Annotated in this window: 26 protein-coding genes and 3 tRNA genes; 12 read left to right on the forward strand and 17 right to left on the reverse strand. The window is 58.5% G+C overall.

What is annotated here, in order from left to right; translation table 11 throughout:
* Nucleotides 1-60: 60 nt before the first annotated feature.
* Nucleotides 61-801, reverse strand: coding sequence for a hypothetical protein (locus tag ACIOWL_RS19725; protein WP_400389198.1), 741 nt, complete (start codon nucleotides 799-801; stop codon nucleotides 61-63).
* 127 nt (nucleotides 802-928) lie between these two features.
* On the opposite strand from ACIOWL_RS19725, the gene ACIOWL_RS19730 reads away from it, so the two are divergent.
* The 9 genes from ACIOWL_RS19730 (at nucleotide 929) to asd (ending at nucleotide 9332) form a co-directional block, all read left to right on the forward strand.
* Entirely contained in the window at nucleotides 929-1597 is a 669-nt protein-coding gene (locus tag ACIOWL_RS19730) for a winged-helix domain-containing protein (protein WP_400389200.1), read from the forward strand.
* Between the two features lie 50 nt (nucleotides 1598-1647).
* Nucleotides 1648-2604, forward strand: coding sequence for a mycothiol synthase (mshD, locus tag ACIOWL_RS19735; RefSeq protein ID WP_400389203.1), 957 nt, complete (start codon nucleotides 1648-1650; stop codon nucleotides 2602-2604).
* Between the two features lie 84 nt (nucleotides 2605-2688).
* Nucleotides 2689-4905 (forward strand): RNA degradosome polyphosphate kinase, encoded by a 2217-nt coding sequence (locus tag ACIOWL_RS19740; RefSeq protein WP_400389206.1) that lies wholly within the window; start codon nucleotides 2689-2691, stop codon nucleotides 4903-4905.
* Complete coding sequence (locus ACIOWL_RS19745) at nucleotides 4905-5912, forward strand: NUDIX domain-containing protein (protein ID WP_400389208.1); 1008 nt, start codon at nucleotides 4905-4907, stop codon at nucleotides 5910-5912. Before ACIOWL_RS19740 ends, ACIOWL_RS19745 begins: the two co-directional genes overlap by 1 nt.
* A 160-nt stretch (nucleotides 5913-6072) precedes the next feature.
* Nucleotides 6073-6402, forward strand: coding sequence for a GNAT family N-acetyltransferase (locus ACIOWL_RS19750; protein WP_400389210.1), 330 nt, complete (start codon nucleotides 6073-6075; stop codon nucleotides 6400-6402).
* Nucleotides 6403-6488: 86 nt separating this feature from the next.
* The gene (locus ACIOWL_RS19755; RefSeq protein WP_400389213.1) at nucleotides 6489-7292 is read left to right on the forward strand and encodes a thymidylate synthase; all 804 of its coding nucleotides are present in this window, start codon (nucleotides 6489-6491) and stop codon (nucleotides 7290-7292) included.
* A complete protein-coding gene (locus tag ACIOWL_RS19760; protein WP_400389216.1) occupies nucleotides 7289-7864 on the forward strand; it encodes a dihydrofolate reductase in 576 nt (191 codons plus the stop codon). The genes ACIOWL_RS19755 and ACIOWL_RS19760 overlap by 4 nt, the downstream gene beginning before the upstream one ends.
* Before the next feature lie 9 nt (nucleotides 7865-7873).
* Nucleotides 7874-8101: an NF038396 family protein gene (locus tag ACIOWL_RS19765; protein ID WP_047119709.1), complete on the forward strand. Its 228-nt coding sequence runs from the start codon at nucleotides 7874-7876 to the stop codon at nucleotides 8099-8101.
* 112 nt (nucleotides 8102-8213) lie between these two features.
* The gene (gene asd, locus ACIOWL_RS19770) at nucleotides 8214-9332 is read left to right on the forward strand and encodes an aspartate-semialdehyde dehydrogenase (protein WP_400389219.1); all 1119 of its coding nucleotides are present in this window, start codon (nucleotides 8214-8216) and stop codon (nucleotides 9330-9332) included.
* Nucleotides 9333-9414: 82 nt separating this feature from the next.
* On the opposite strand, the gene ACIOWL_RS19775 is transcribed toward asd, so the two are convergent.
* The 12 genes from ACIOWL_RS19775 to ACIOWL_RS19830 all read right to left on the reverse strand — a co-directional run bounded on the left by ACIOWL_RS19775 (nucleotide 9415) and on the right by ACIOWL_RS19830 (nucleotide 19673).
* Complete coding sequence (locus tag ACIOWL_RS19775) at nucleotides 9415-10476, reverse strand: UDP-N-acetylmuramate dehydrogenase (RefSeq protein WP_400389222.1); 1062 nt, start codon at nucleotides 10474-10476, stop codon at nucleotides 9415-9417.
* 49 nt (nucleotides 10477-10525) lie between these two features.
* Nucleotides 10526-11758: an MFS transporter gene (locus ACIOWL_RS19780; RefSeq protein WP_400389225.1), complete on the reverse strand. Its 1233-nt coding sequence runs from the start codon at nucleotides 11756-11758 to the stop codon at nucleotides 10526-10528.
* Entirely contained in the window at nucleotides 11734-12174 is a 441-nt protein-coding gene (locus ACIOWL_RS19785) for a MaoC family dehydratase (RefSeq protein WP_400389228.1), read from the reverse strand. The genes ACIOWL_RS19780 and ACIOWL_RS19785 overlap by 25 nt, the downstream gene beginning before the upstream one ends.
* A 2-nt stretch (nucleotides 12175-12176) precedes the next feature.
* Nucleotides 12177-12623, reverse strand: coding sequence for a MaoC family dehydratase N-terminal domain-containing protein (locus ACIOWL_RS19790; RefSeq protein ID WP_400389231.1), 447 nt, complete (start codon nucleotides 12621-12623; stop codon nucleotides 12177-12179).
* Nucleotides 12624-12727: 104 nt separating this feature from the next.
* On the reverse strand, nucleotides 12728-13003 hold the full coding sequence (locus ACIOWL_RS19795) for a hypothetical protein (protein ID WP_400389234.1): 276 nt from the start codon (nucleotides 13001-13003) through the stop codon (nucleotides 12728-12730).
* A 157-nt stretch (nucleotides 13004-13160) separates the two neighbouring features.
* Nucleotides 13161-13445: a DUF4190 domain-containing protein gene (locus tag ACIOWL_RS19800; RefSeq protein WP_400389237.1), complete on the reverse strand. Its 285-nt coding sequence runs from the start codon at nucleotides 13443-13445 to the stop codon at nucleotides 13161-13163.
* 261 nt (nucleotides 13446-13706) lie between these two features.
* Nucleotides 13707-14648 carry a DUF2797 domain-containing protein gene (locus ACIOWL_RS19805; protein WP_400389240.1) on the reverse strand — a complete coding sequence of 314 codons (942 nt, stop codon included), beginning with the start codon at nucleotides 14646-14648 and terminating at the stop codon, nucleotides 13707-13709.
* Nucleotides 14649-14679: 31 nt separating this feature from the next.
* Nucleotides 14680-15507 (reverse strand): ABC transporter ATP-binding protein, encoded by an 828-nt coding sequence (locus tag ACIOWL_RS19810; protein WP_400389243.1) that lies wholly within the window; start codon nucleotides 15505-15507, stop codon nucleotides 14680-14682.
* A complete protein-coding gene (locus tag ACIOWL_RS19815) occupies nucleotides 15507-16553 on the reverse strand; it encodes a FecCD family ABC transporter permease (RefSeq protein WP_400389245.1) in 1047 nt (348 codons plus the stop codon). The genes ACIOWL_RS19810 and ACIOWL_RS19815 overlap by 1 nt, the downstream gene beginning before the upstream one ends.
* A 20-nt stretch (nucleotides 16554-16573) precedes the next feature.
* On the reverse strand, nucleotides 16574-17608 hold the full coding sequence (locus ACIOWL_RS19820; RefSeq protein WP_400389248.1) for a FecCD family ABC transporter permease: 1035 nt from the start codon (nucleotides 17606-17608) through the stop codon (nucleotides 16574-16576).
* Nucleotides 17609-17633: 25 nt separating this feature from the next.
* The gene (locus ACIOWL_RS19825; protein WP_400389251.1) at nucleotides 17634-18686 is read right to left on the reverse strand and encodes an iron-siderophore ABC transporter substrate-binding protein; all 1053 of its coding nucleotides are present in this window, start codon (nucleotides 18684-18686) and stop codon (nucleotides 17634-17636) included.
* A 201-nt stretch (nucleotides 18687-18887) separates the two neighbouring features.
* On the reverse strand, nucleotides 18888-19673 hold the full coding sequence (locus tag ACIOWL_RS19830; protein ID WP_400389254.1) for a helix-turn-helix domain-containing protein: 786 nt from the start codon (nucleotides 19671-19673) through the stop codon (nucleotides 18888-18890).
* Between the two features lie 124 nt (nucleotides 19674-19797).
* On the opposite strand from ACIOWL_RS19830, the gene ACIOWL_RS19835 reads away from it, so the two are divergent.
* Nucleotides 19798-20622, forward strand: coding sequence for a GTP pyrophosphokinase family protein (locus ACIOWL_RS19835; protein ID WP_400389257.1), 825 nt, complete (start codon nucleotides 19798-19800; stop codon nucleotides 20620-20622).
* A gap of 153 nt (nucleotides 20623-20775) precedes the next feature.
* Here ACIOWL_RS19835 and ACIOWL_RS19840 read toward each other — a convergent pair whose 3' ends face one another.
* The 4 genes from ACIOWL_RS19840 to ACIOWL_RS19855 all read right to left on the reverse strand — a co-directional run bounded on the left by ACIOWL_RS19840 (nucleotide 20776) and on the right by ACIOWL_RS19855 (nucleotide 22073).
* Nucleotides 20776-21162 (reverse strand): type II toxin-antitoxin system death-on-curing family toxin, encoded by a 387-nt coding sequence (locus tag ACIOWL_RS19840; RefSeq protein ID WP_400389260.1) that lies wholly within the window; start codon nucleotides 21160-21162, stop codon nucleotides 20776-20778.
* Nucleotides 21159-21362, reverse strand: coding sequence for a hypothetical protein (locus ACIOWL_RS19845; protein WP_400389262.1), 204 nt, complete (start codon nucleotides 21360-21362; stop codon nucleotides 21159-21161). Before ACIOWL_RS19845 ends, ACIOWL_RS19840 begins: the two co-directional genes overlap by 4 nt.
* Nucleotides 21363-21880: 518 nt before the next feature.
* A tRNA-Met gene (locus ACIOWL_RS19850) sits at nucleotides 21881-21954 on the reverse strand.
* A 47-nt stretch (nucleotides 21955-22001) separates the two neighbouring features.
* A tRNA-Thr gene (locus tag ACIOWL_RS19855) sits at nucleotides 22002-22073 on the reverse strand.
* 504 nt (nucleotides 22074-22577) lie between these two features.
* On the opposite strand from ACIOWL_RS19855, the gene ACIOWL_RS19860 reads away from it, so the two are divergent.
* Nucleotides 22578-22649: transfer RNA gene (locus ACIOWL_RS19860), tRNA-Thr, on the forward strand.
* A 1057-nt stretch (nucleotides 22650-23706) separates the two neighbouring features.
* Nucleotides 23707-24413 (forward strand): RNA-guided endonuclease InsQ/TnpB family protein (locus ACIOWL_RS19865; protein WP_400389265.1); only part of this gene is annotated, 707 nt, incomplete at its 3' end.

The following is a 24413-nucleotide window of genomic DNA, read 5'->3' on the forward strand; positions in this document are numbered from 1 at the left end:
GAATGAACCGCGACATCCGTGACTTCACCGGGGAATCTGTGCTGTGAACGGTGTCGTTGCCTAGCTGAAGGCCATCAGTTCAAGGACGTACCAACTGGCCGCTCCGCTGATTAAGATCATGCCGCTGGACAGCCCGATAACCCCTGTCAGGTTGCGCACACTGCGGGTGGCAAGTGCCAGCGCACGCAGCGCGCTGACCAGGATTCCGGCGAACAAGCCAAGTACCAGGCCCTCGTAGGCATGCAAGCCCAAGGGCAGGGCAGTGGCAATGGCGCCGAGCACGGTCGACACCACCGGGGCCAGCACCATGGTGATGCGGTTGGGCAATCGTGTCATGGACACCACCCCAGCACCGAGCAATCCGATCACCGTCACCACTGTGAGCGCAAAACCCTGATTCACTGTGCCAGCGGCTGCCCATGCTGAACCCAATACAGCCATCACCAGCCCGGTGATGCCGCTGACGGTCCCGGCCATGCGTCCTTCGGCATCGGCTCCACGTAATACCTGGCTGATAAAAACCAGGAGCACACCGACCGCAATCACTTCCACCCCGTGCGCCATGGGCGACACGCCGGGCATAAATAATGCCGCCGCGGTGGCAGCCAACGAGCACACCGCAAGAATGATCGTCAGTGGCCAGGGTGCATCCGAACGGACCAGCCGAGGCCACGCATAGGAGAACAGAAGCTGCAAAATGACCGCCACAGCGCCCATCGCCCACGCTACGGACTGGACGCTGGCAGCCCCCAAAAGCAGGGCCGAAGCCAGCAGGCCGCTTATCAGTACCTTAATCCTCAAACCAGAATTCCTGACGGTAATTTATGCGCACTTGTGACTTCACATGCGAACTTGGACTCTTCCATTCTCTATACTTTGACACGTAAAAACGATTTTTTCGCAACTATCCGGCAGGAGGAAGACCGCTGTGGCTAACCTGCTGCTCCTGACCAACAACGGACAGTCCGAAGCTGAAGTGCTTCCGGCGCTTGAATTACTACTGCATCAGATCCAGTGTCTACCGGCGCAAACGCAGTCCCTGAGTCAGATTTCCGACTGTGACGCGGTCATTCTTGATGCCCGCACGGAGCTGGTGGCCGCCCGCGCTTTGGCTCAACTCATCCATTCAACCTTGCGGCTCCCGATCCTGCTGGTCGCAAGCGAAGGTGCCTTGAGCATCCTGAACTCTGAATGGCACGCCGCTGACTTCATTCTGCCCACTGCCGTCCCAGCGGAGCTAGAAGCCCGGATCAGGCTGATCCTCTCGGCCACCCCGGAGCCTGCCGCCCCGGTGGAACAACCGCAGGGGCGTTCGGGCTTGCGCATTGACGAGCTCAGTTACACGGCGAAGATCGACCAGCGAATCCTCGACCTCACTTACAAGGAATTCGAACTGCTCAAGTACCTCTCGCAGTTTCCGGGCCGCGTATTCACCCGCGAACAGCTTTTGCATGAGGTGTGGGGTTACGACTACTACGGAGGCACCCGCACGGTTGATGTCCATGTGCGGCGCCTGCGCGCGAAACTCGGTACCGACCACGAGCAACTGATTGGGACCGTCCGAAACGTCGGGTACAGATTCCATAACGAAACGTAAGATTTCGTTGGCTCTGGCGAGCCCGGTCAATGAACCGATAACCTGAGAGCATGAACGAGCTTCCCCAGAAAACCGTGTCCATTCAGAAGGTCCTTGGCGAGCTGGAACAAAGTTCGCTGGCCGAGATTCGAGAGCTAGCTACCGTTGCCGCCGCGCAGGACGGCAATCCTCCTTTGAGCGATCAAACACTTGTCGCCCTGGGCTCCGAGGATTCCGGTGAGAATGTCATCACCTTGCAGGCATACTCCGGTGAAGGTACCGACGCCCAACTTAGCGGTGTAATCGTCGCGATTGACGACCCGATCTCCCAACGCTGGGTTGTCGAACTGGTAGTTCATCCAGACTTCCGCAACCATGGTATCGGCCGCCAGCTACTGGAGAAGCTGGGCGAACAGCTGGATCTGTCACAGATCCTCACCTGGGCGCACGGCGATCACGAGGCCGCACGCAAACTGGCCGCCTCGGTTGGCCTGGCCCGGGTCCGGGAGCTATACCGCATGCGCCGCGAAGGTACAGATTCGCTGGAAGAAACTCCGTTGCAGCGTGGCCTGTCACTGCGGACCTTCCGCGTCGGAGAAGACGAAGCGGCCTGGCTTGAAGCCAACGCTAAATCCTTTGCCGATCATCCCGAGCAGGGTTCGCTCACCTACGCGGATCTTGACGCCCGAATGAACGAAAACTGGTTCGACCCTTCCGGCTTCTTTTTGGCCTTTGACCAAGATCACCAACTGATCGCCTTCCACTGGACCAAGATCCACCAGGCCACGGCAGACCAGAGCCGGCCGATGGGCGAGGTATATGTGGTCGGCGTTGTTCCTGAAGCTCAAGGTCTAGGTCTAGGTAGGGCGCTGACCACGGTAGGAATCAACTACCTGCTGGAGCAAGGGGTCGGTTCCGTGCTGTTGTATGTGGATGCGGAAAATGAAGCGGCGGTCAAACTCTACCGTTCGCTGGGCTTCACGCTTTGGTCAGCAGACATCATGTACGGCCCCGAACCGATAAACTAAGACCACATGGCGGTCCGGGAATTCCCGGACCGCCGACTCATGGTGAAGACGGCCCCCACCTGCAGGAAGAAGTGAGTTCAGTAGATGACAACCACCCCAAAACAACCTTCAACTCAATTGAGGGATGTCCCTTCCTCCAAGGTCAATGAAGACCGCATCGAACCAGCAGGAACGCTACCGGACCTGCACCCCGATGGAGGTTTTGAAAACGAGCGATTCCTCGACCGCGAACTGAGCTGGCTGCATTTCAACGCCAGGGTTCTGGAACTGGCCGAAGACGCAGATCTGCCGCTGCTGGAACGGGTGAACTTCCTCTCGATTTTCGCTTCGAACCTCGACGAATTTTTTATGGTGCGCGTCGCCGGTCTCAAACGCCGCATCGTCACCGGATTGGCGGTGCCGGCCGCAAACGGAATGAACCCGGTGGATCAGCTTGAATTGCTGTTGAACTCCGCCCACGAGTTGCAGACCCGCCACGCCAAGGTCTATTCCGAATCGGTCTCCCCCGACCTGGCGAACCATGGAATCCGCATCACCGGTTGGTCCGAGCTGTCTACCGCCGAACAATCAACACTTTCCGAGTGGTTTGTAGCGCAGGTCTTCCCGGTACTGACTCCGCTGGCCGTCGACCCGGCACACCCCTTCCCCTACATCTCCGGCCTGTCCTTGAACCTGGCGGTAGTGGTGCGAAACCCACTGACCGGCAAGGAACTTTTTGCCCGACTCAAGGTCCCGGACACCATTGACCGCTTGATCAGCATCGATGGCCCCCGCGCGGCGCATTCGTCACACCGCACGGCTCGTTTTATCGCGCTGGAAGACTTGATTGCCGTACATCTGGAACAGCTGTTTCCAGGCATGGAAATCGTGGAACACCACTTCTTCCGTGTCACGCGCAACGAGGACCTGGAAGTCGAAGAAGATGATGCCGAAAACCTGCTTCAGGCACTAGAGAAAGAACTGTTGCGCCGTCGTTTCGGCCCTCCAGTTCGCCTTGAAGTGGTTGACAGCATCAACCCGCAGATCATGGATTTGCTCTCCCGCGAGCTCGGTGTTGACGAAGACGAGGTCTTCAAGCTTCCGGCCCCCTTGGACCTTCGGGGCCTCGGTGTGATTGCTGGTTTGGATCGCACCGAACTGCACTACCCCAAGCACATGGGTCACACCTCTCGTTTCCTGAATGAGTCTGAAACGGCCAAAGCGGCCAACGTGTTCGCCGCGGTGCGCCGCCGCGACATCCTGCTGCACCACCCCTACGATTCTTTCTCCACCTCGGTCCAGGCCTTCCTGGAACAGGCTGCGGCAGATCCCAAGGTGATGGCGATCAAGCAAACCCTGTATCGCACCAGTGGCGACTCACCAATTGTTGACGCCCTGATCGATGCGGCCGAAGCTGGCAAACAGGTCCTGGCACTGGTTGAGATCAAGGCCCGCTTTGATGAGCAGGCGAACATTTCCTGGGCGCGCAAGCTGGAACAGGCCGGTGTGCACGTGGTGTACGGCATTGTTGGGCTCAAAACGCACTCCAAGCTCTCGCTGGTGGTACGCCGCGAGGGTGACAAGCTGCGCCGGTATTGCCATATCGGTACGGGCAACTACCACCCGCGCACAGCCCGCTATTACGAGGACTTCGGGCTGCTGACCTGCGACGAGGCAGTCGGCGAGGACGTCTCGAAATTGTTCAACCAGCTTTCGGGCTACGCGCCGCGTTCCACCTACAACCGCCTGTTGGTCGCTCCGCGTTCGGTGCGCACCGGTCTGCTGGCGCACATTGAGCAGGAAGTGCGCAACGCCCAGGCCGGAGTCCCTGCCAAGGTCGTGATCAAGGTGAACTCGATTGTCGACGAGGCGATCATCGACGCGCTCTACCGTGCCAGCCAGGCCGGGGTCAAGGTTGACGTGATTGTCCGCGGCATCTGCGCCCTGCGCCCGGGTGTTCCCGGACTCAGCGAAAACATCAGGGTTCGGTCAATCCTGGGCCGCTTCCTGGAGCACAGCCGGGTTTTCACCTTCGCCAATGCCGGGGACCCGATTGTCTACATCGGCTCGGCGGACATGATGCACCGCAACCTCGACCGACGGGTGGAAGCGTTGGTCTCGCTGGGACGCGAGGAGGATGTTGAATACATGATCAGCCTGCTCGATCGCTACATGGATGACGGCACCGCTTCATGGCATCTGCACTCGGATGGGAAATGGGATCGCCACTACAAGGATGCGGACGGTAATCCGCTGTCCGACGTCCAGTTTTGGCTCATTCAGGACCATGCTCAGCGACGAAATAGCGGGCGAAACAGCTAGTGACCGAATCAAACGTTCAACGCGCCCTTGACCGGGTGCTGGAACTGCATCGCTCAAGCGATGTTGAAGAAATTAGGCTCGGACATTTCGATATCATCGCCGCGGGAGCCATCCCGTGGCGCATCGAAGGCGGTAAGCTCCAGGTGCTTGTGATCCACCGGCCCAAGTACGACGACTGGTCTTGGCCCAAGGGCAAGCTGGACGATGGCGAAGCCATCGCTGAATGCGCGGTCCGCGAAGTCAGGGAAGAGATCGGGCTGGAGATAACGCTCGGTCTGCCCCTGGCGGCCACCGCGTATTCGGTGAAGCAACGCGCCAAGGTGGTTTACTACTGGGCGGCGGCTGCCGGCGCTGCCGGTGAGGTAATCCCCGACGGCGCCGAATGCGATGAGGTCCGCTGGGTCTCAGCCAAACAAGCGATCACCATGCTGAGCAACCCCACCGACGCCGCGCCGTTGCACGATCTAGTTCATGCATATAAGGTCGGGCATCTCCAGGCGAAACCGCTGATTGTGGTGCGCCATGCCAAGGCCAAACCGCGAAGCAAGTGGACTCGTGCCGAGGGTGAGCGCCCGCTGGCTGCCACAGGCCGCCGTCAGGCCCAAGCGGTCTCACGGCTGCTGGAAGTCTGGGCACCAGCCCATGTCGCTTCCTCCCCGTGGATGCGTTGTGTGCAGACTGTGGCTCCCTTTGTCAGCGCAAATCAGCTGAAACTTTCCTCGGTTAGGGCAGTCACCGAGCATGCGGCCAACAGGCACCCCAAGCGGGCAGCGCGGGCGATCCAGAAGCTCTTGGACAGAAACCGCTCGCAGGTTTTGTGCACCCACCGGCCGGTGCTTCCGATTGTGCTCCGGGTTTTGGCTGGCAACACGTCGAAAAAGATTGCCGAGGTGCTTCCCACGAAGGATCCATATCTTGAACCGGGTGGGGTGATTGTGGCCCACCAAATTCCCGGTGCGAAACCACGGATCATTTCCTTGGAAATCCACACCCCGTATCACGACTAAAAATTCCTCCCTTTTCTCACCTGCTGTGCTCCACCGTTACGGGCGCCCTTGGCCGCAAGGCAACACAACGGTGCCCGTCGTTGCATCTGCCCGCAAATGCGACTATGACTGTTAACTACAGAACTTCAGTGACTCATCTCACCCGAGGAAAGGCCAAGCCATGAGCGCAAATCAGCCACAGCAGCCGGTTGAAAAGATCGTGCATCAGGGGCTACGCCTGGATCATGATCAAGACCGTGGACGCTTTGCCCTGTGGCACGGTTCAACCTACATCGGGTTCATCGGATATCACCGCGAAGATGATCTGGTGACTCTCCAGCACACCATTGTGAATGAAGAATTCGGGCGGCGTGGCTACGCACGCGCGCTGGTCACTTTGGTCTTGGATCGTCTATCCAGCGAGGGAGTCAAGATCATTCCGGAATGCAGCTACGTGCAGGACTATCTGCGCCGCTACCCGGAATACCAGGACCTTGTCGTCAAGGAGTAGGTCTGAGGCTGGGCAATTGCTTGCCGCCAGCGTGGTTTCAGACACGGCTGAGCCGGTGGCAAGCCACAGTGAACTAAACTGGGGTGGTGAGCATTCCTACCCCATATGAAGACCTGCTTCGCGACGTTCTGGAGAATGGCGCAGCCAAGGAAGACCGCACCGGCACCGGCACTTTGTCGGTTTTTGGTCGTCAGATTCGGTTTGATCTTCCCGATTCCTTCCCGCTGATCACCACCAAACGTGTGCATTTCCGCTCGGTTGCCGCCGAATTGCTGTGGTTCTTGCACGGAGAATCCAACGTGAAATGGCTTCAAGATCAGGGCGTGCGCATCTGGAATGAATGGGCCGACGAAGATGGTGAACTCGGCCCGGTCTATGGTGTCCAGTGGCGCTCCTGGCCAACCCCGGATGGCGGGCATATCGACCAAATATCTCAACTAGTCTCTTCGCTGCGCAGCAACCCCGATTCCCGCCGCCATATCGTCTCGGCTTGGAACGTTGCGGAGATTGAGAACATGGCATTGCCGCCGTGCCATGTGTTTTTCCAATTTTATATCGCCGATGGCAAACTCTCCTGCCAGCTGTACCAGCGCAGTGCAGACATGTTTTTGGGTGTCCCGTTCAACATCGCGTCCTACGCACTGTTGACCAGAATGCTCGCCCAGCAGCTGGACCTTGAACCGGGTGAATTCATCTGGACCGGTGGTGACGTCCACATCTACACCAACCACCTGGAACAAGTGCGTGAGCAGCTCTCCCGCGAACCGTATCCCTACCCACAGCTGAATTTCACGTCAAAGCCAGAGTCAATTTTTGACTACACCTTAGAAGACTTTGACATCGAAAATTACCAGCACCACCCAACGATCAAGGGAACCGTCGCGGTATGACCCACGAAGCCAAGCACACCGCGGATCTGCCACCGCTTCTTGGTGCCATTTGGGCGCAGGCCCACAATGGCGTCATCGGTTCCGAGGGAAGTATGCCTTGGCATGTCCCGGAAGATCTTGCCCACTTCAAAAGAATCACCGCCGGCCATCCTGTCATCATGGGGCGCACCACCTGGGAGTCATTTCCAGCAAAGTTTCGTCCGTTGCCCGGGCGCAGCAATATTGTGCTCACCACGCGTACCGAAACCACCGATGAGTTACGCGACGCTGGAGCACTTCCGGTCTCCAGCCTCGATGAAGCCCTAGAACTGGCGAAAAGCTGCGAAGGCAGCCAGGAAATCTGGATTATCGGTGGCGGCAAGGTCTACTCCCAATCCTTGGAGTTGTTAGATCTCGCGGTCATCACCAAACTCGATCTTGATGTCCCAGGCGACACCTCCGCCCCGCAACTTTCGTCTGATTTTGTCTTGGGACTCAGCGACCCTGGGCTTGAGGGGCCAGAAAACCTCTGGCACGAGTCAAAAACCGGCACACGCTACCGCTTCGAAACCTGGATCCGCGAAAAGGACTAATCGTTTCCCATGAAAAAATACCTTGCTGACCTCAAACAGCATTCCGATGCACTGTTTGTCCTTGGCTACATGCTTTTCCCCTTGTTGGCGTTGGTCGTTGCCGTTCTAGGGTTCTTCATGGTGCTCGGCGGACACAAGATCTTCGGTGTGATTCTGTTATTCGTACCGACACAGGTTTTCTTGTATGCCGCTTTTTGGGCCATCAAAAACCGCAAGCTGCTCCTCGAGGAGAAGTAGCACTATTGCTCTGATGGAATCACACCCTGCCCCACTGAGGCTTGGGTGTGATTCTGTTTTAAGTGGTGTAACGAATCAAGAAAATCCAGTGTTTCGCACCTACCATTGATATATGACTTCATCTGTTGGTTTTGTAGGTTACCGTGGCATGGTTGGTTCCGTGCTGATGCAGCGCATGCTCGACGAAGGCGATTTTGCGCAGATTGACCCGGTCTTTTTCTCGACTTCGAACGCTGGTGGCAAGGCCCCAGCGTTCGCCGAGGGCGCCGGCCCGCTGCAGGATGCGTTCGACATCCAGACTCTGGCTAAGCTGCCCATTATCGTGACTGCCCAGGGCGGAGACTACACAACCAAGGTTCATACCGAGCTGCGTCAGGCCGGTTGGGATGGCCTGTGGATCGATGCGGCCTCCAGCCTGCGTATGAACGACGATTCGGTGATTGTTCTGGACCCGATCAACCGCAACGTCATCGACCAGTCGCTGGTCGCCGGGGTCAAGGATTTCGTTGGCGGCAACTGCACCGTTTCCTGCATGCTGATGGGCTTGGGCGGACTGTTCAAAAACAACCTGGTTGAGTGGGGCACTTCCATGACCTACCAGGCAGCTTCCGGTGGCGGTGCCCGCCATATGCGTGAGTTGCTCACCCAGTTCGGCGACATCAACGCCTCGGTGGCAGGCGAACTCGCGGACCCTGCTAGCGCAATCTTGGAAATTGACCGCAAGGTGCTTGAAACCCAGCGCGGCGGGCTGGATGCCGCCCAGTTCGGTGTGCCGCTGGGCGGTTCATTGATCCCGTGGATCGATTCAGATCTTGGCAACGGCCAGTCCCGTGAAGAGTGGAAAGCCGGAGCAGAAACCAACAAGATCCTGCAGACCTCGGGTAGCCGCCACATCGCGATGGACGGGTTGTGTGTTCGTATCGGCGCCATGCGCTCGCACTCGCAGGCACTGACCCTGAAGTTGAAGGAAGACCTGCCGGTTTCGGAAATCGAGTCGCTGCTGGCCGAGGACAACGAGTGGGCCAAGGTTGTTCCTAACCAGAAGGAAGCCACCATGGAGCAGCTGACCCCGGTCGCAGCATCGGGCACCCTCGACATCCCTGTGGGACGTATCCGCAAGCTGGAAATGGGCCCAGAGTACATTTCCGCCTTCACCGTTGGCGATCAGCTGTTGTGGGGCGCCGCTGAGCCGCTACGCCGCATGCTGGCCATCGCGCAGGGCCGCCTGTAACAGTCATCTCAGATGCAAAAGCCTTGGGGCGAACAGTTCACTGAACTGTTCGCCCCAAGGCTTTTGGTTTTGGTTCGCCGGTTTAGAGCTCTAAACCAATCAGCAACGGCTCGTTTTCCAAGGTAATCCCGAATCGTTGTTCGACCCCGCCTCGGACGGCCCGCGCAATCGCGAGGATATCCGCTGCGGTGGCATCTGCCCGATTGGTGATCGCCAAGGTGTGTTTGGTTGACAGTGCCGCTCGTCCCCCGGCAAGCCCGAACCCTTCGGTGCCTTCCAGGCCGTAGCCTTTGGCGAAGCCCGCTTGGTCAATCAACCACGCTGCTGAAAGTTTGACCATCCCGTCCTGTTCCACCGGGTAGTTCGGCGCGTTGTCGGGCAGCTGCGCCAGCAGCTGGGAATCCACAATCGGGTTTGTGAAAAATGAACCGGTTGAATGGGAGTCCGGATCCCGCGGGTCATACACCATGCCCTTGGAACGGCGCAGGTCCAGCACTGTCTGCCGCACCAGGGCTGCATCCGCGGCTTGGCCTGCTTCCACCCCAAGCCGGCGGGCTAGTTCCGCATAACGGATCGGCGCGGACTCGCTGTTTCTCGCCAGCTCAAAGGCAACCTCCAGCACCACGTACCGTGGGGAACCGTTATCACTGGTGCGTTTGATCAGTGAATCACGGTAGGCGAATTCAAGGTCCTGATTTGATAACTGCTTAACTTCGCCTGCGACACGATCCCATACCCGGGCCCACAGCAAGCTCTGGGACACGTCGGCGCCGTAGGCTCCAACGTTCTGCACCGGAGTAGCGCCGACACACCCGGGAATCCCGGAGAGTGCTTCCAAACCGCTCAGGCCTTCGGCCAGGGAGTATTCAACCGTGGCATCCCAGTTCTCACCGGCCGCCGCACGCAGCAGCACACGAGCATCATCCAGCTGGGCGATGCTCAGCCCCCGGCTGGCAATGCGGATGGCCGTGCCGGCGAATCCGGCATCGGCAATCACCAGGTTCGAGCCGCCGCCCACCAGCAGGATCTTTTCACCCGCTTGCTCAGCCGCGATCAGCGCGGCAATGAGTTCAGCCTCGCTGGTGGCAGTCACGGTGTGTGTCGCCGGGCCTCCAACGGCCGTGGTGGTCATGTTTTTGAGCATTGGACTACTTACTTTCCCTGTGTGTACAACATTCCACTAGTCCCAGGGGCTAGTGAGAGTTCTCGGTATCGCGGGGATACCCGGCGGCATTCTTGGACAGTACAAATGCGGCGACGACCAGAATGGAGATGCAACCAAGCGCCGGCAACAAACCGATGACCCCGGCAAGCAGGCCCAACAGCGGTGGGCCGCCGAGGAAGGCTGCATAACCGATGGTTGAAACCACCGCCACTCGCGCCGCGGCATGTTCCGGATCATCCGACGCGGCGCTCATGGCCAGCGGGAAGGTCAAAGCGACTCCCATGCCCCAAACCGCCAGCGCAACGAAGGCCAGCGGAAGATTCCCGCCAAAAGCGAAAATCAGCAAACCAATCAACGCGGAGATCGCGCTGGCGCGGATCATCCAGACTCGCCCCATCCGCAGGATCAGATCCCCGGACAAAAGCCGCGTTAACGTCATGGCGGTGACAAACGTCGCGTACCCGAGGGCCCCGGTCGCTTCGCTTGTCGAGTAGCCGTCAGCCAGCGCCAAGGCTACCCAGTCACCGGCAGCACCTTCGGCGAGCGCCATCCCCAACACCAGTACACCCAGCAGGACCGTTTGCGGTTCCTTCCAGGTGCTGCGTAGCGAATGCCCCTTGGAAGGTGAGTTTTTCGGCGCGCGGCTTTTGTCTTCCCCGTAGAAACGGGCTGAATACAGCACGGTGGCAATAATCAAGGCGCCCATGAGTGCGTAGTGGATTGCCAACGGCAACTCGATGGCCGCTGCCGCCGCTCCGATTCCAGCTCCCAGCACCGTTCCGACCGAGAAGAAGCCGTGAAGCGCTGGCATCACGCTTCGCCCCAGGGCCCGTTCCATGGCGGCGCCTTGGATATTTGAGGCAACATTCCATGAGGCGGCGCCTAGTCCTTGGCAGAAGAGTACCGTGGCGGTCAGCAGGCTTGAATGCAATAGTCCGGACGTGCTGCCAACGCCAATCAGTGCGAGGCCGGCAATCAGTGCGCCGTACCGCATGACGTTGGTGGCGCCGAATCGCATGACCATGTGCCCTGCAAAGGAGACCGAAAGGAATGATCCTGCGCTCATACCCAGTAGCAGCAAACCCACCTGCGAGTGGTCCAGTCCTAAGGTGTCGCGCAGGGTGGGCAACCGTGAGACCAGCGTCGCCAAAAGCAGGCCGCTGGCCAGGTAGGCGGCCATGAGGGCGTTGCGCCAGTGGATGACCGGCCGCTGGACCTCACCGGTAGATTGCTGGTTCAGAGTTGCACCACTGCCTGGCATTTGAGCAGAACCTTGGTTCCGTTGGCTGAAACGATCAGGTCCACACGCGCGGTGCGGGCTTCGGCATCCAGGGCACCGATCTTGCCTTCAACCTCAATGGTTGTTCCTTCGAAGTCCGAGGGGTTGCTTCCCTCCGGGTCCTCGACAACAACCGGTTTGGTGAAACGGGTCTGGTAGTCAATCACTGCCCCGGGGTTTCCAACCCAGGTGGAAACCAGGTCGATGACCGAACCCATGGTGAACATCCCGTGGGCGATGACCGAGGGAAGCTCAACTTCCTTGGCGAAACGCTCATTCCAGTGGATCGGGTTGAAGTCGCCCGAGGCGCCGGCGTAACGGACAAGGTCTGCGCGGTTGACCTTGACGGTGTGGGTGCCGAGAACTTGTCCCTTTTCCAGGGTGTCGAATTCGATCATGTTTAGTCCTCAGCTCGAACCAGTAGCGATGAAACGGTGGTGGCGATCTTTTCGCCGCCGACGGTGGTAATTTCGGCGCGGGTGGTGATCATGGCTCCGGCCCCCATTTCGCGCACGGAGTCCACATAGAGTTCTGCCAGCAGTTCGTCGCCGGCAACAATTGGGCGGTGATGGGTGAAACGCTGGTCAGCGTGAACCACCCGGGAGAAGTCGATCCCGGAGGCGGGATCGGCAATCAGCTGGGCGTCGGCCCGCTGGGCGACGATGATGGCGAAGGTCGGTGGGGCCACAACGTCGTTGAAGCCGAGCTTGCGTGCGGATTCAACATCGTAGTGCGCCGGGGAGCTGGCTTTGGTTGCTGCTGCGAATTCGCGGATCTTCTCTCGTCCTACCTGGTAGGACTCACCGGCAGGGTAGATGCGCCCCACCAGATCAGGGTTGATGCCCATTAGTTCTCCTGAACTTTGTGACGGTGTGTTTGGTGCAGTCCGCCCAGCTTGGTGCCGTGGCCGGCAGGCGGTGTTCTGCAAGGAATTGCGCCAAGGGATCGGTGCTAGTTAGCTCCGGAATCCTTGGTCTTTTTGGTTCGCGGGGTTGCTAGGCCGTTAGCGATACGCCAGTTGCGGACATCACGGGCACGGACGACAAGTCCGGCAATGTGGAATAGCATGCCGATGACCAGCAGCCCGATGGCGAGGAACAGCAGCGGTTGCAGATGATTGAGCGAACCGATGACTGTCAGGATGATGCCCAACCCGATGGTTCCCATCGAGATAAAAACGATCTTCTTGTAGTGCGGGGAGGCCGCCTCCCAAGGCGTATTGGTCATAGTCACCAGTCTAGTTCAGGGCTGGGATCGGCTATGGACACCGCAGAGGTATTTCTAATGACATTCTTCGGTGTGATGCCGCGCTGGCACCTTGGCCGGCCGGCTTTTCACACCATCGTTCTGGCTACCTGGAGTAGCAACGCGGCGCCAGATCCGGTCAGAACGCCATGTAGAGCAAAACTTGTGCGGTGCTCAGGACACCGAAAGCTGCCACCGCATAACCAATGACCAAGGCGGCGGTGGCCAAGGATGCGCCGGCCTCCGTTCGGGCTTTAATTTGGTGCAATGCCATGTGGCCCGTGCCGACCGCAAAGACCGCCAGGCCGGTACCGCCGAGAAACATCAGGGCGAAGATTTCTGCGATGGCCAGGCCCAATGCGAGGATCGATAACCGGTTTAGTCGCATGGGGCTGGTCTGCGGGGAGTTGTTCACGGATTCCATAGGTCCTTGCTTTGCTCAGCGGTTGTCTAACACTTCGGATCTACTTCTGCTGATTCGATTCTTTCAGCCCGAAGCCCGCTTCGTCGAACCGGTGGGACAAGTAGTTAGGGATTCATCCACTGAGCAGCTGGGAATTCGTCCGACTCCAAGCCAATCGACATCCCGTAGGGTTCAGGCTGATCGCAGAACTGGACTCGAAGCACTCAGTGATCCATCGCATCAGTCATGGCCCCTCCAACGAGTAGCGATTCGCCGGATCATTTAGAACAGTGCGGACTGCGCCTCCTGGAAGTCCCCGAGTTCCTCGGCAATTTTCAGCTCGCGGGTTTTGAGTTCTGCGGCGTCGATCAGTCGCAGGGTAGTCGACGGTCCGCTGTCCACCATGAGGCTTTGACCCAGCACTCCACGAATCCGCAGCTTTAGCGTGGTCTCAACAATCTTCTGGTCCCACGGATGAAGGCTGCGGATATCCCAGGCTTCGATGACTGCTTGGGCATAGTCGGGCTGTTGCCACCGCTGGTCCAGTACCTCAATCCCATAGGTTTCCAGCCCGCGTTGCGCAGCCAAAAACTCTCGGGTTTGATTCGCCGAGGATTGGTTGATCTTCTCAAGGCCGTCCAGGTTTAGCTCCCAACTGGTCAGTCCCTTGATCTTAGATTTCTGCCGTACCTGTTGTCCAAGCCCAACATGCTCGGTGACCAGGTCTTCAAGTACCCGGATCGCAGCCCCGTCGGCAGCGCCGGCAACGTAACGGGCGACGACGACCCCCTGCTGGGCTAAACGGCTCCATTTGCTCTGCACGGAGGTGGTGCCGACCTTGGTGGCACCGTGGGCAAAGCTCGCTACGTACAGGAAATGCGGCTGTTCCAGGTAGGTTCGCATTCCCGCGGGAGCTTCACCGGTCTTGTGGAAGTGATGCATGAACTTGCTCTGGTCACGCCGCTGGCAGAAGTCGCATTGGGTCCCGGTGCGCACGGCCTTGTGTTTGGGGCACGGATGGTTGTCCCTGCTCCCGTCGGCGTTCATGGTGATATATCCCAGGCAGAACTTCTGCTCCCCTACCGTGAGGCTGAGGCTGCGGTTGGCTCGAAGTGGTTCGTTGCTCCATTCGTCCCCGCGACGCAGACGTAACGTGGGTTCGGGTTCGTGCTGGGAGAAGCTAATCCCGTGGCAGAGTTGACGGACCTCGGAGGCGAATACCATGCTGGCCTTTCCATGTGGGTTCGCCCCTACTTTAGTGGCCGGAAGCCTCTGGCTGCATCTCGTCGAGCATGTGGTGTCGACCCCACGGCAGAACCAGGGGTTTGTTGGTGGTGGGGTCTTGGATGACCCGGCAGCTTAAGCCAAACACCTCATTGACCACGTCCTCGGTGAGAATCTCCCCGGGGGTACCTTGCGCGCGGATGCTCCCGTCCCGCATGGCCACCAGGTAATCCGCATAGCGGGCCGCGAGGTTCAGATCATGCAACACCATCACCACGGTGGTTCCTTGGGTTCGATTCAGGTCGGTGAGCAGGTCCAGCACATCAACCTGGTGGCTGACGTCAAGGAAGGTTGTTGGCTCATCCAGCAGCAGGATGTCGGTGCCCTGCGCCAAGGCCATGGCGATCCACACTCGCTGGCGTTGTCCCCCGGAGAGTTCATCCACCGATCGGTCCGCCAGTGCCACCGAGTTGGTCAGTTCCAGGGCCTCGGCGACTGCCTCGTCATCCGCACGGCTCCACCGGGAGAAGATCGACTGGTGGGGTTGGCGGCCCCGGCCCACCAGGTCTGCGACGGTAATGCCTTCGGGTGCAATGGGAGTCTGCGGCAACAGGCCCAGGGTGCGGGCCAAGGCCTTGGCCGGCATCCGGTGGATGTCGGTTCCATCCAAGAGGACATGCCCGCTCTTTGGCTGAAGCAGCCGGGACATGGAACGCAGCAGCGTGGATTTTCCGCAGGCGTTGGGGCCCACAATCGTGGTGATTTGCCCGGCTGGAATATCCAAGGCGAGTTCTTTGATGACGGTGCGTTCGCCGTAGCAAACGTGAAGGTTCTGCACCGAAAGTTCGTGGTGTTGCATTACAGTGAGCCTCCAGCCCGGTTGCTTCGGATGATCAAGTACACCAGGTAGGGTGCTCCCAGCACGCCGGTGATCACACCCACCGGGAAACGGGTTCCCAACAGGTATTGGCCGGCGAAGTCCGCCACAAGCACCAGCAGCGCCCCCACCAACGCCGCGGGGATCAACAGTGAACCGCGTGGGCCAATGAGCCGGGCGGCGATAGGCCCGGAGAGGAATGCGACAAAGGCAATAGGCCCGGTCGCCGCGGTGGCGAAGGCGATCAGCCCCACGGCGGCGATGATCACCACGACCCGGGAGCGCTCCACCCGGACGCCCAATGCGGCTGCGGTGTCATCTCCCAGCTGCAGGCTACTGAGGTTTTTCGATTGGCCCACGAGGACCGGTCCGAGCACCAGCAGCGCAACCAGTGCGGGCAGCACCCCGGACCAATTGCTCCCATTGAGGCTGCCGGTCAGCCAGCGGGTGGCTTCCTGCAGATCCCATTGCCCTGCCTTGGTTAGTACCCAGCTGATCAGGGATTCAAGCATGGCGGCCATGCCGATGCCCACCAGGATCAACCGGGTTCCGGCAGCCCCGCCACGGTAGGCCAGCAGGTACACGGCCAGGGCCACCAGCAGCCCAGCGATAATGGCGACAAACGATACCGCGGTGCCCGAGAGTCCCAAGAGGACAATGGCAAAGGCGGCGGCGGCCGAGGCTCCGGTGCTGATGCCAATCACGTCCGGGCTGGCCAGCGGGTTGCGCAGCAGGGTTTGAAAACTCACCCCGGATAACCCGAAGCACAGCCCAGCCACCAACGCCATGGCGGTACGCGGAAGACGCAAGGTTCCCACGGTAAAGCTGGCGCCGGGGACTTGGTGGCCCATGATCACCTGCCATACCTGGGCTGGCGAGTAGGCAGTTTTTCCAAGGGTCAGGCTCAAGACGATCATCAGTGCCAGCAAGGCACACAGCACACCCAGCACCAGGGCGCGATGCCGGGCCAGCGCGCGGCGGGAGCTGCCCAGCGCGCTGATCACCGCTTCGCGGGAGTGATGATCCACGGGTTCGATGGTTCTGGAGGTCACAGGTCTCGGATCTTTGAACGGCGCACTATGGCGATAAACACGGGGGCGCCAATGAGCGCGGTGAGGATTCCAACGTCCAGCTCACCTGGGCGGGCGATCACCCGGCCAAGGATGTCGGAGAAAACCAGCAGCGCAGCCCCGGTCAGTGCGGAAAAGGGAAGCAGCCAGCGTTGGTCCACGCCAACCAACAATCGGCACAGGTGCGGAACAACAAGTCCGATGAATCCAATGGGCCCTGCCATCGCGGTGGCCGCGCCGCAAAGAATCACGGCGGCCAGGGCGGCAATCCCCCGGACCACCATCACCTTCTCCCCCAAGCCGGCGGCCAATTCATCCCCCAAGGCAAGTGAATTGAGCGGATTCGCGCACAGAAACGCCAAAATCAATCCGGCAGCCAAAAAGGGAATCATCGGTGCCACGTTGGCGAAGGTCGCCCCGCCGATCCCGCCGATCTGCCAGGAACGGATCACGTCCGCCAGGTCGGCACGGGGCAAGGAGATGGCGGTGACCAAGGAAACCAGTGCGGCGCTGGTCGCGGCTCCAGCCAAGGCGAGTTTCAGCGGGGTGGCTCCACCCCTGCCCAGCGAGCCGACCACATACACAAATACCGCAGCCAAGCCGGCCCCGGTAATGGCGCTGAAGATATAACCGTGGGCGGTGTTCAGCCCGAACCAGGTGATGCCGATGACCACGGCCAGCGACGCCCCCATGTTGACCCCGAGGATGCTCGGGTCGGCCAACGGGTTACGCGTGACTGCCTGCATGATCGCGCCGGAAAGCCCCAGGGCCGCCCCGATGAGCAGCCCTAGCACCGTGCGCGGCACACGTTTAACGATTGCCGCTTGGGAAATGTTCTCGGTATGCCCGGCCAACCCGGCCAGCAGATCGGAAAACGAGACGTGCCGGGCACCAATGGTGATCGAGGCCGCCGCCAGCACCACCAAGGCCGCTGCCAGAGCAAGCAACCACAGCAAACGCCGCCGGCGCGGACGGTGAAGTACCGCGCCGGCGGTTGAAACTGTTTGTGTCATCAAAGAACGGGGAGGCGTCTGGCTGCTACTTCGCAGCCTTGGCGGCCGCGTCACCAATCAGGTCAAGGTAGTCGTCCAGCACCCAAGACACCGCCAGCGGGGTTGGGTTGGCGGCGGTACCCATGGGGCCGGAGCCGTCCAGGGCAACGATGGCATCGTTCTTGACTGCTGGCATCTGCGAGAGCAGCGGGTCTGCTTCCAGGGTCTCAACCAGGGTTTCATCCCCATAGGTCACGATGACGTCGACGTCGGCAAGCTGGTCAACATTTTCTGCTGAGATTTCGCCGGAGAAGCTCACTTCCCCACTCGATGCTTCTTCCACCGCTGCCGGGGTGCTCATGCCGAGGTCGTCAAAAAACGCGACTCGGGTGTCGTGTGTGGTGTAGAAGCTGATGGTTGAAAGATCCGACGGATCCACGTGGGTCACGAACATCACCGAGGTGTCCTTGATTTCTGGGTGCTCTTCCAACCCAGCGGCGATCTCCGATTCAATCTCGCCGATCAGTGATTTGCCTTCGGCTCCCAGGCCCATGGCTTCGGAGCTCAACTCGATGTTTTCGCGCCAGCTGGTGGCCCAGGCCGCCTGCGGGTAAGCGACAACCGGAGCGATTTCCGAGAGGGTGTCGAAGTCCTCCTGGGTCAAACCGGAGTAGGCCGCAAGGATCAAATCTGGCTGGGTGTCGGCAACTGCTTCAAAATCGATGCCGTCGGTCTCGTCAAAAAGCACCGGAGTTTCGGCGCCCAGACCGGTCAATGCTTCAGAAACCCAGGGCAGCAGCCCGTCGCCGTCGTCATCGCCGAAGTTCGCCGCCGCCATACCGACCGGAACTACGCCCAAGGCCAAAGGCACCTCGTGGTTGGACCAGGCAACCGTGGCGATACGTTCTGGTTTCTTATCGATGGTGGTGGTGCCGAATGCATGATTTACGGTCAGTGGGAAGCTGGCCTCGCTGCTGGCGCTGGGGCTCGTAGTGGATTCGGCGGTAGGCGCATCGCTTGAGGCGCAGCCGGTGAGGGCGAAAAGGGCAACGGCTGCCACAGCGAGCGGCTTCAAGCGCAGGTAGCTTGATTTAGACATGGGGGTACTCCACGGGTGATGTATCGGGTGCTCAAGGTGTTCTTTTGCCCGGGTGGTCCCGCAAATCAATCATTTGATTAACGCATCACACCACTTGGGCAATGAAGTAAGGTGAGCCTTTCCTCTACATGTTAGGTCGGTGGGTACCGGGGCGCAATCGCGCCAAAAAGACTCCAATGTCGCGAAAACGACAAATTGGAATCACTGGCTGCGGAATCGCGATAGCGTGAAACCCGTCGTACGGCGAAACGCTGCACCTAATGCGCTGATCGAGTTGTATCCCAATTGATCAGCAATCTGATGCAGGTCTTCACCACGACCTACCAAGTCAATAGCGTGTTGAGCCTGCAAAGAGGCAACCCAGCGCGTGTAGCCGCCGCCGGTCTCTTGCTGGAATGCCCGGGTGAGGGTTCGCGAGTTCACTCCGAGCCGTTGCGCCCAGTCTTGCAATTTATCCGCGGGCCCCGGATTGCCAAGCATGTGGCGAACGATTGGCTGAAGCAGTTCGGCGCGCGGGACACAAACTGACACATCCATGGGTGCCGACTGAAGGTTGTCCAGCGCCGCGGCCTCGGTAATTTGCCGTGAACGCTCGGAGAGGTCCGGTCGCGCGAGCTTTTCTAAAAGCAGGCGTAACAACGGGGTCATTTCCACCGGGACCGGCTCTGCCGAAATCGAATCAACCGCTGAGAAGCCAAAATGATTCATGTTGCAGCTGGTTCCCGCCGAGGCTCCCCCGGAATGCAGCACTCCGGCGGGAATCCACATTCCAAGCACCGGAGAGACCGTCCATGTGCGCGCTCCAACGGTCACCGAGGAAGCTCCGCGGGAATTCCACAACAGTTCATGCGTCGGATGCGAGTGGGCCGGCCAGTAGGTGTCCCGCTCAATCTTCTCCTGATAAAAGCCGATGACGAACGGCACCTCAATCGATCCCGCCGCGTAACTTGGCAGATTACGCTCTTCAACCGTTGGATGCAGCCGCATCTGCTCACTTCCTCCTGCATTCGTTTCCGGTGTTTACCCAGCTGTTCTAGCTCAATTCTAAGGAGCCGCGACTAGGCTTGAATCATCGCCGCACACCTTGCGGCACATCAACCTATTGAGGTGAATGACGATTTTGGTTCCAGATCCCAGCACGCAGGCATCCTTGGCGCTTCCCACGTCGAATCCAGCATTGAATTCTCCAGAACTCAAAGACATGGCCCGCAAGTTCCACCACGAGTTCCAGCGCTTTATGATGGAGCACCAGTTCGCCGTGGACGAGGTGCTGACCAAGGTGTCGATCTTGCGGGAGGAATTTCTCTACCTGCACAAATACAACCCGATTGAGCATGTCACGTCCAGGGTCAAATCCCCTGAGAGCATCATGCGCAAGGTTGCCCAACGGGGCATCACACCGGCGTTCGAGGCGATTCGCGAAAACATTAGCGATATTGCCGGTGTCCGAATCACCTGCAGCTTTGTGAAAGACATCTACAAGGTGCTCAACACCCTGACCTCACAAAGCGACCTAGAGGTCATCCAGATCAAGGACTACATCAAGAACCCGAAACCGAACGGATACAAAAGCGTCCACGCCATCGTAAAGATTCCGGTGTTCCTTTCCGAAGGGCCGGTTGATATCACCGTGGAAATCCAGATCAGGACCATTGCCCAAGATTTTTGGGCCAGCCTGGAACACAAGATTTTCTACAAATACGAAGGCTCAGTGCCAGAGCACCTGGTGGCCGAGCTCGCCGAAGCGGCACGAGTCGCCGAAAGCCTGGATATGAAGATGCAGCGGCTGCACACAGAAGTTCACGGGCACGATGTAAATAGCACCGAGTCCCATGAGGACCGAGGTTTTGATGATTCCGTATTGCAGGAGCTACTGACAATTGCACAGCAAGGAGTCTCCCGGGAACAGAACGACACCTCTGGGAAACAAAACTAGCGTCGCGCCCGCGGATCGGTTGAACGCCGATCCGCATTTGGGGCGCCGTTACCGACAGTCCACCTGGCGTCAAAGATTTTTTGCGGGGCGACGATGCGCGTCTCTCTTGACCACTGCCTGATGCTTGAGGCGATAAGCTTTGGCCACCTCGAATCAGTGATTTATTTGTTGGAACCCATGTTCCAATCGACGAGCAATTTCAGCGACTTCTAAATGCCTACTGCTCACTTCGATCACCAGGTCATAAGCTTCATCATCCCCCAGTACCCAGACAGCGCCTAAATTCCGGTAGTACGTTAGGCGAACCGCAATCCACGCACAACGCTTGTTCCCATCAACTAATGCGCGATTCCTGCATAGAGAATCCAGGAGTGATGCGCATTTCTGATGAATAGTCACGTATTGAGGATTGCCATAGAGCTGAACCTTAGGGCGTTCAAGTGAACTTTGTAGCAACCCTGCATCTCGCATGTCTGGAAAAGCGTCGTAGATCGCCGAGAACGCTCTGAAGATGTCTTGGGCTTCTGGAGTCCAAATCACGTGACATTGCCCAGCCTGTCGAGCAACGACTTGTCATTTTGCTTGATGTGAGCAATGGCATCATCCAACGAACGAAGTTTCTGAGCATCAAGTGCGCTCTCAACCTGCTTGGCGACGAAATTACTCAGCTCGCCTTTGGGAATCTCATCGCGCAGTCGCTGAGCGACATCGTCAGGGAAGCTGATAAGTAGCTTGGTCATGAGCACCTCATTTCTGTATATACAGCATATATACTCGATCAAAAATCATCAAGATTCAGAGTCGATCGCGAAGAATATTCCAGTAGCGCGGGGCTGGCCACTCCCCGCATCTCACACCACCATGAGTTTTATAGTGACTGGTCTGAGCGAAGCCGGCAAGGCACAAGTGCCAAGATCGACCCACCACCAGAAGCATGACGCATATTGGAGGTGACCCGCATGGTGTCACGAAAAAAAGAATCGCCTGCCCTCGGCGGCCAGCACCCACCCGACCCACTGGCGGTAGCCTGATCAGAAAACTACACACCCCACTACGGCATGACCCATCACAGTGCCACGCCGACAACGGGCTATATCCCCCGACAACAACTTCCCCCTTGCCCGGCCGGTACCAGTCGCACGACCCAATACCCTATTCGCGAAAACAAAAGATCGGGGGCACCTTTTGGGGGAACCAGGAAGAGCTTTGAGGCAACAAAAAACCCTAGAATCGTTGTGATTCTAGGGTTAATTTGTTGTAGCGGCGCCGGGACTCGATCCCGGGACCTCACGATTATGAGTCGTGCGCTCTAACCAGCTGAGCTACGCCGCCACAAGTGAGAAACTTTCCAGTAGAAGCCAAGATCGTTTCTCACTCAGAGCCCCCTGCCGGAATCGATCCGGCGACCTCGTTCTTACCAAGAACGCGCTCTACCACTGAGCTAAGGGGGCAACGAGTAAATACTCTACACGGGTTTTCGTGGAAACAAAAATCGGCAACCGGGACCAAAAATCCCACTCGGAATTCACATACAGCCTAGTCAGTGTTTGATTCATGAACCAACCACTACTTCGGATGGCAGGAAATGAAGTAAAAACCCCTAGCGTGACGATACTCACGAGCCACTTGCATCCTCAGAATTGGCAAATAAATAGGGTGAGGTAATAAAATCCCGGGCCCAAGTTGTGCACTTATCCGCACCTCCGTATTGATACCTCGGCAACAACTGCCACCACCGCAAGGTGGGCGTCGCACTCCTTTCTCGATCCCCAGCCACATCGGTCCGCCATTGAATGAAAATCGAAACAAGCCCGTTCGGGTATCGATCCAAACCCAACAGCAGACCCGCAGTGCAGCTCAACAATGAGCATCTGAGTAGGAGTGATGTGAGGTCGACTACAATTCGCCTCCCGATTTTGCAATCCAACAAAAGCTGTGTAAAGTTATTACTCGTTGCCCCCTTAGCTCAGTGGTAGAGCGCGTTCTTGGTAAGAACGAGGTCGCCGGATCGATTCCGGCAGGGGGCTCGAAATAAGAGAGACAATCTGAATTCAGATTGTCTCTCTTTTCGTTTCTCGAACCGCATTTCTCCACGCCGCGATCTACTCCCCAATCGCTTCGGTTCTCCGATTCAATTCTTAATTCCATGCCTAAGAATCAGCATTCTTCAAATGGGCCCATCGAACGACATGTCCTCCAGTTAGAGATCCGTATCAACGGCCATCCTGCTCGGACGCCACCTTACAAGACTTCGGCCTTCCCGCGATGCAAGATTCAACCCGTTGTGCCACGCGGAACGACGCTAAAGGCCCAACGAGCAGCCAAGTTCCTAAGTTGGCTTGCTCCGGGGCCTGCAGGGCCCTGAGCGGCGCCTGGAAGCTCACGGGGCGTAAGGTCCGCGCACGGAAGCCTCCGTGCCGCACAAGGCCTTCTCAGGGTGCTGAACGAGCGGCGCGGACATTTCTACGTGAAGCGGCGTCTGACTCACCGTAGAACGAAGCAAACCCCCTGAGTCCGGCCGGAGCCTGTCTTAGGGGGTTGCTTGCTGTTTGTTTGAACCCCACCAAACAAAGTAACACCAGCCCCATACAAGTAAATACCAGCCAATCGGAACAACCATCAAAAGGCTTGCAGTTTCCTCTCCGGCACTGCGCCGGTGAGACCAAAAGGACAAGCTCAGTGCCGAACGAACCCCATGAAGCTACGCCAATCCGGATGAACGCTCTCCATGCCTGAAACCAACCCAGACAACAAGGTGAACACTTTTATCCCCAACCGGCACACATCAGAACCACCAACACCCTCAACGCCTTTAGTGTCGGTACCAGCAGCTAACATCCGTACTAAAGACCGAGAAGATGAGAAACCGGGAAGGAGCCACCACCGTGTTAAAGCGTGACCGCCATAGTGTTCACCCCTCCAGGGAACAAACACCTGCACTAACGCACCTGCTCCCAGGTCTGGCTGTCGCCTGGAACACTTCACTCGCAACACGGGAACAGGCAAGGAAAACTACAACACCTTCTCATCAGAATATGAAGCTGACCGACGGCCGGGACGATTCAGTGACTCAGGCGGTGCACGATGCACAAAGCACATAAAATCCGGCTCACCCCCACAAACAAGCAAGCCACCGGGCTTGCCAAAGCCTCCGGCACCGCTCGCTTCGCCTACAACTGGGCACTAGCCCAATGGAACGAACAATACGAAGCAAGAAAACTCGACCCTTCCCTGCCAGCCCCGACCCAGTACGCGTTACGCCGTGAACTGAACAGCATCAAACGAACACAGTTCCCGTGGATGCTCCAATCCACTAAATGCGCCCCACAAGAAGCAATCATCGCTTTAGGTGCGGCATTCACGAACTTCTTCGCCGGCCACGCCAAGCACCCGACCTTCAAGAAGAAGAACGTGAGCGCAGAATCATTCCGCCTGTCTTCGGGGCAGTTCCGTATCGAGGGCAAGCGTCTGCGCGTACCGAATATCGGGTGGGTGAAGATGCGTGAAACCGTCCGCTTTGAAAACGCCACACAGGTTTCAGTGACGATCTCGAAACAAGCCGGCCAGTGGTACGCCAGCGTAAATTGCGAAATCACACACCCAATAGCAGCACCCACGATTCCGGCAAGCACTGTGGGTGTTGACCTTGGGGTGCGCGAGTACGTGGTCTCTGACGGTACACGCCACCAGGTGCCCCGTGCCCTTCGCAACGCTCAACGCGGTCTCAAACGTGCTCAGCAGAGCCTGGCACGCACGGTCAAAGGCTCGACAAACCGTGCCAAGGCACGCCA

This window comes from Glutamicibacter sp. NPDC087344 (assembly GCF_044744225.1).
Lineage (GTDB): Bacteria > Actinomycetota > Actinomycetes > Actinomycetales > Micrococcaceae > Glutamicibacter.

Excerpts from the sequence above, each read along its gene's own strand:
- mshD (WP_400389203.1), top strand. The coding sequence starts at position 1,648 with ATGAACGAGCTTCCCCAGAAAACCGTGTCCATTCAGAAGGTCCTTGGC.
- ACIOWL_RS19805 (WP_400389240.1), bottom strand. The coding sequence starts at position 14,648 with ATGGTATTCGCCTCCGAGGTCCGTCAACTCTGCCACGGGATTAGCTTC.
- ACIOWL_RS19810 (WP_400389243.1), bottom strand. The coding sequence starts at position 15,507 with ATGCAACACCACGAACTTTCGGTGCAGAACCTTCACGTTTGCTACGGC.
- ACIOWL_RS19740 (WP_400389206.1), top strand. The coding sequence starts at position 2,689 with ATGACAACCACCCCAAAACAACCTTCAACTCAATTGAGGGATGTCCCT.
- ACIOWL_RS19790 (WP_400389231.1), bottom strand. The coding sequence starts at position 12,623 with ATGGGCATCAACCCTGATCTGGTGGGGCGCATCTACCCTGCCGGTGAG.
- ACIOWL_RS19750 (WP_400389210.1), top strand. The coding sequence starts at position 6,073 with ATGAGCGCAAATCAGCCACAGCAGCCGGTTGAAAAGATCGTGCATCAG.
- ACIOWL_RS19800 (WP_400389237.1), bottom strand. The coding sequence starts at position 13,445 with ATGGAATCCGTGAACAACTCCCCGCAGACCAGCCCCATGCGACTAAAC.
- ACIOWL_RS19835 (WP_400389257.1), top strand. The coding sequence starts at position 19,798 with ATGACGATTTTGGTTCCAGATCCCAGCACGCAGGCATCCTTGGCGCTT.
- ACIOWL_RS19795 (WP_400389234.1), bottom strand. The coding sequence starts at position 13,003 with ATGACCAATACGCCTTGGGAGGCGGCCTCCCCGCACTACAAGAAGATC.
- ACIOWL_RS19825 (WP_400389251.1), bottom strand. The coding sequence starts at position 18,686 with ATGTCTAAATCAAGCTACCTGCGCTTGAAGCCGCTCGCTGTGGCAGCC.
- ACIOWL_RS19820 (WP_400389248.1), bottom strand. The coding sequence starts at position 17,608 with ATGACACAAACAGTTTCAACCGCCGGCGCGGTACTTCACCGTCCGCGC.
- ACIOWL_RS19760 (WP_400389216.1), top strand. The coding sequence starts at position 7,289 with ATGACCCACGAAGCCAAGCACACCGCGGATCTGCCACCGCTTCTTGGT.
- ACIOWL_RS19830 (WP_400389254.1), bottom strand. The coding sequence starts at position 19,673 with ATGCGGCTGCATCCAACGGTTGAAGAGCGTAATCTGCCAAGTTACGCG.
- ACIOWL_RS19780 (WP_400389225.1), bottom strand. The coding sequence starts at position 11,758 with ATGCCAGGCAGTGGTGCAACTCTGAACCAGCAATCTACCGGTGAGGTC.
- ACIOWL_RS19785 (WP_400389228.1), bottom strand. The coding sequence starts at position 12,174 with ATGATCGAATTCGACACCCTGGAAAAGGGACAAGTTCTCGGCACCCAC.
- asd (WP_400389219.1), top strand. The coding sequence starts at position 8,214 with ATGACTTCATCTGTTGGTTTTGTAGGTTACCGTGGCATGGTTGGTTCC.
- ACIOWL_RS19775 (WP_400389222.1), bottom strand. The coding sequence starts at position 10,476 with ATGCTCAAAAACATGACCACCACGGCCGTTGGAGGCCCGGCGACACAC.
- ACIOWL_RS19765 (WP_047119709.1), top strand. The coding sequence starts at position 7,874 with ATGAAAAAATACCTTGCTGACCTCAAACAGCATTCCGATGCACTGTTT.
- ACIOWL_RS19845 (WP_400389262.1), bottom strand. The coding sequence starts at position 21,362 with ATGACCAAGCTACTTATCAGCTTCCCTGACGATGTCGCTCAGCGACTG.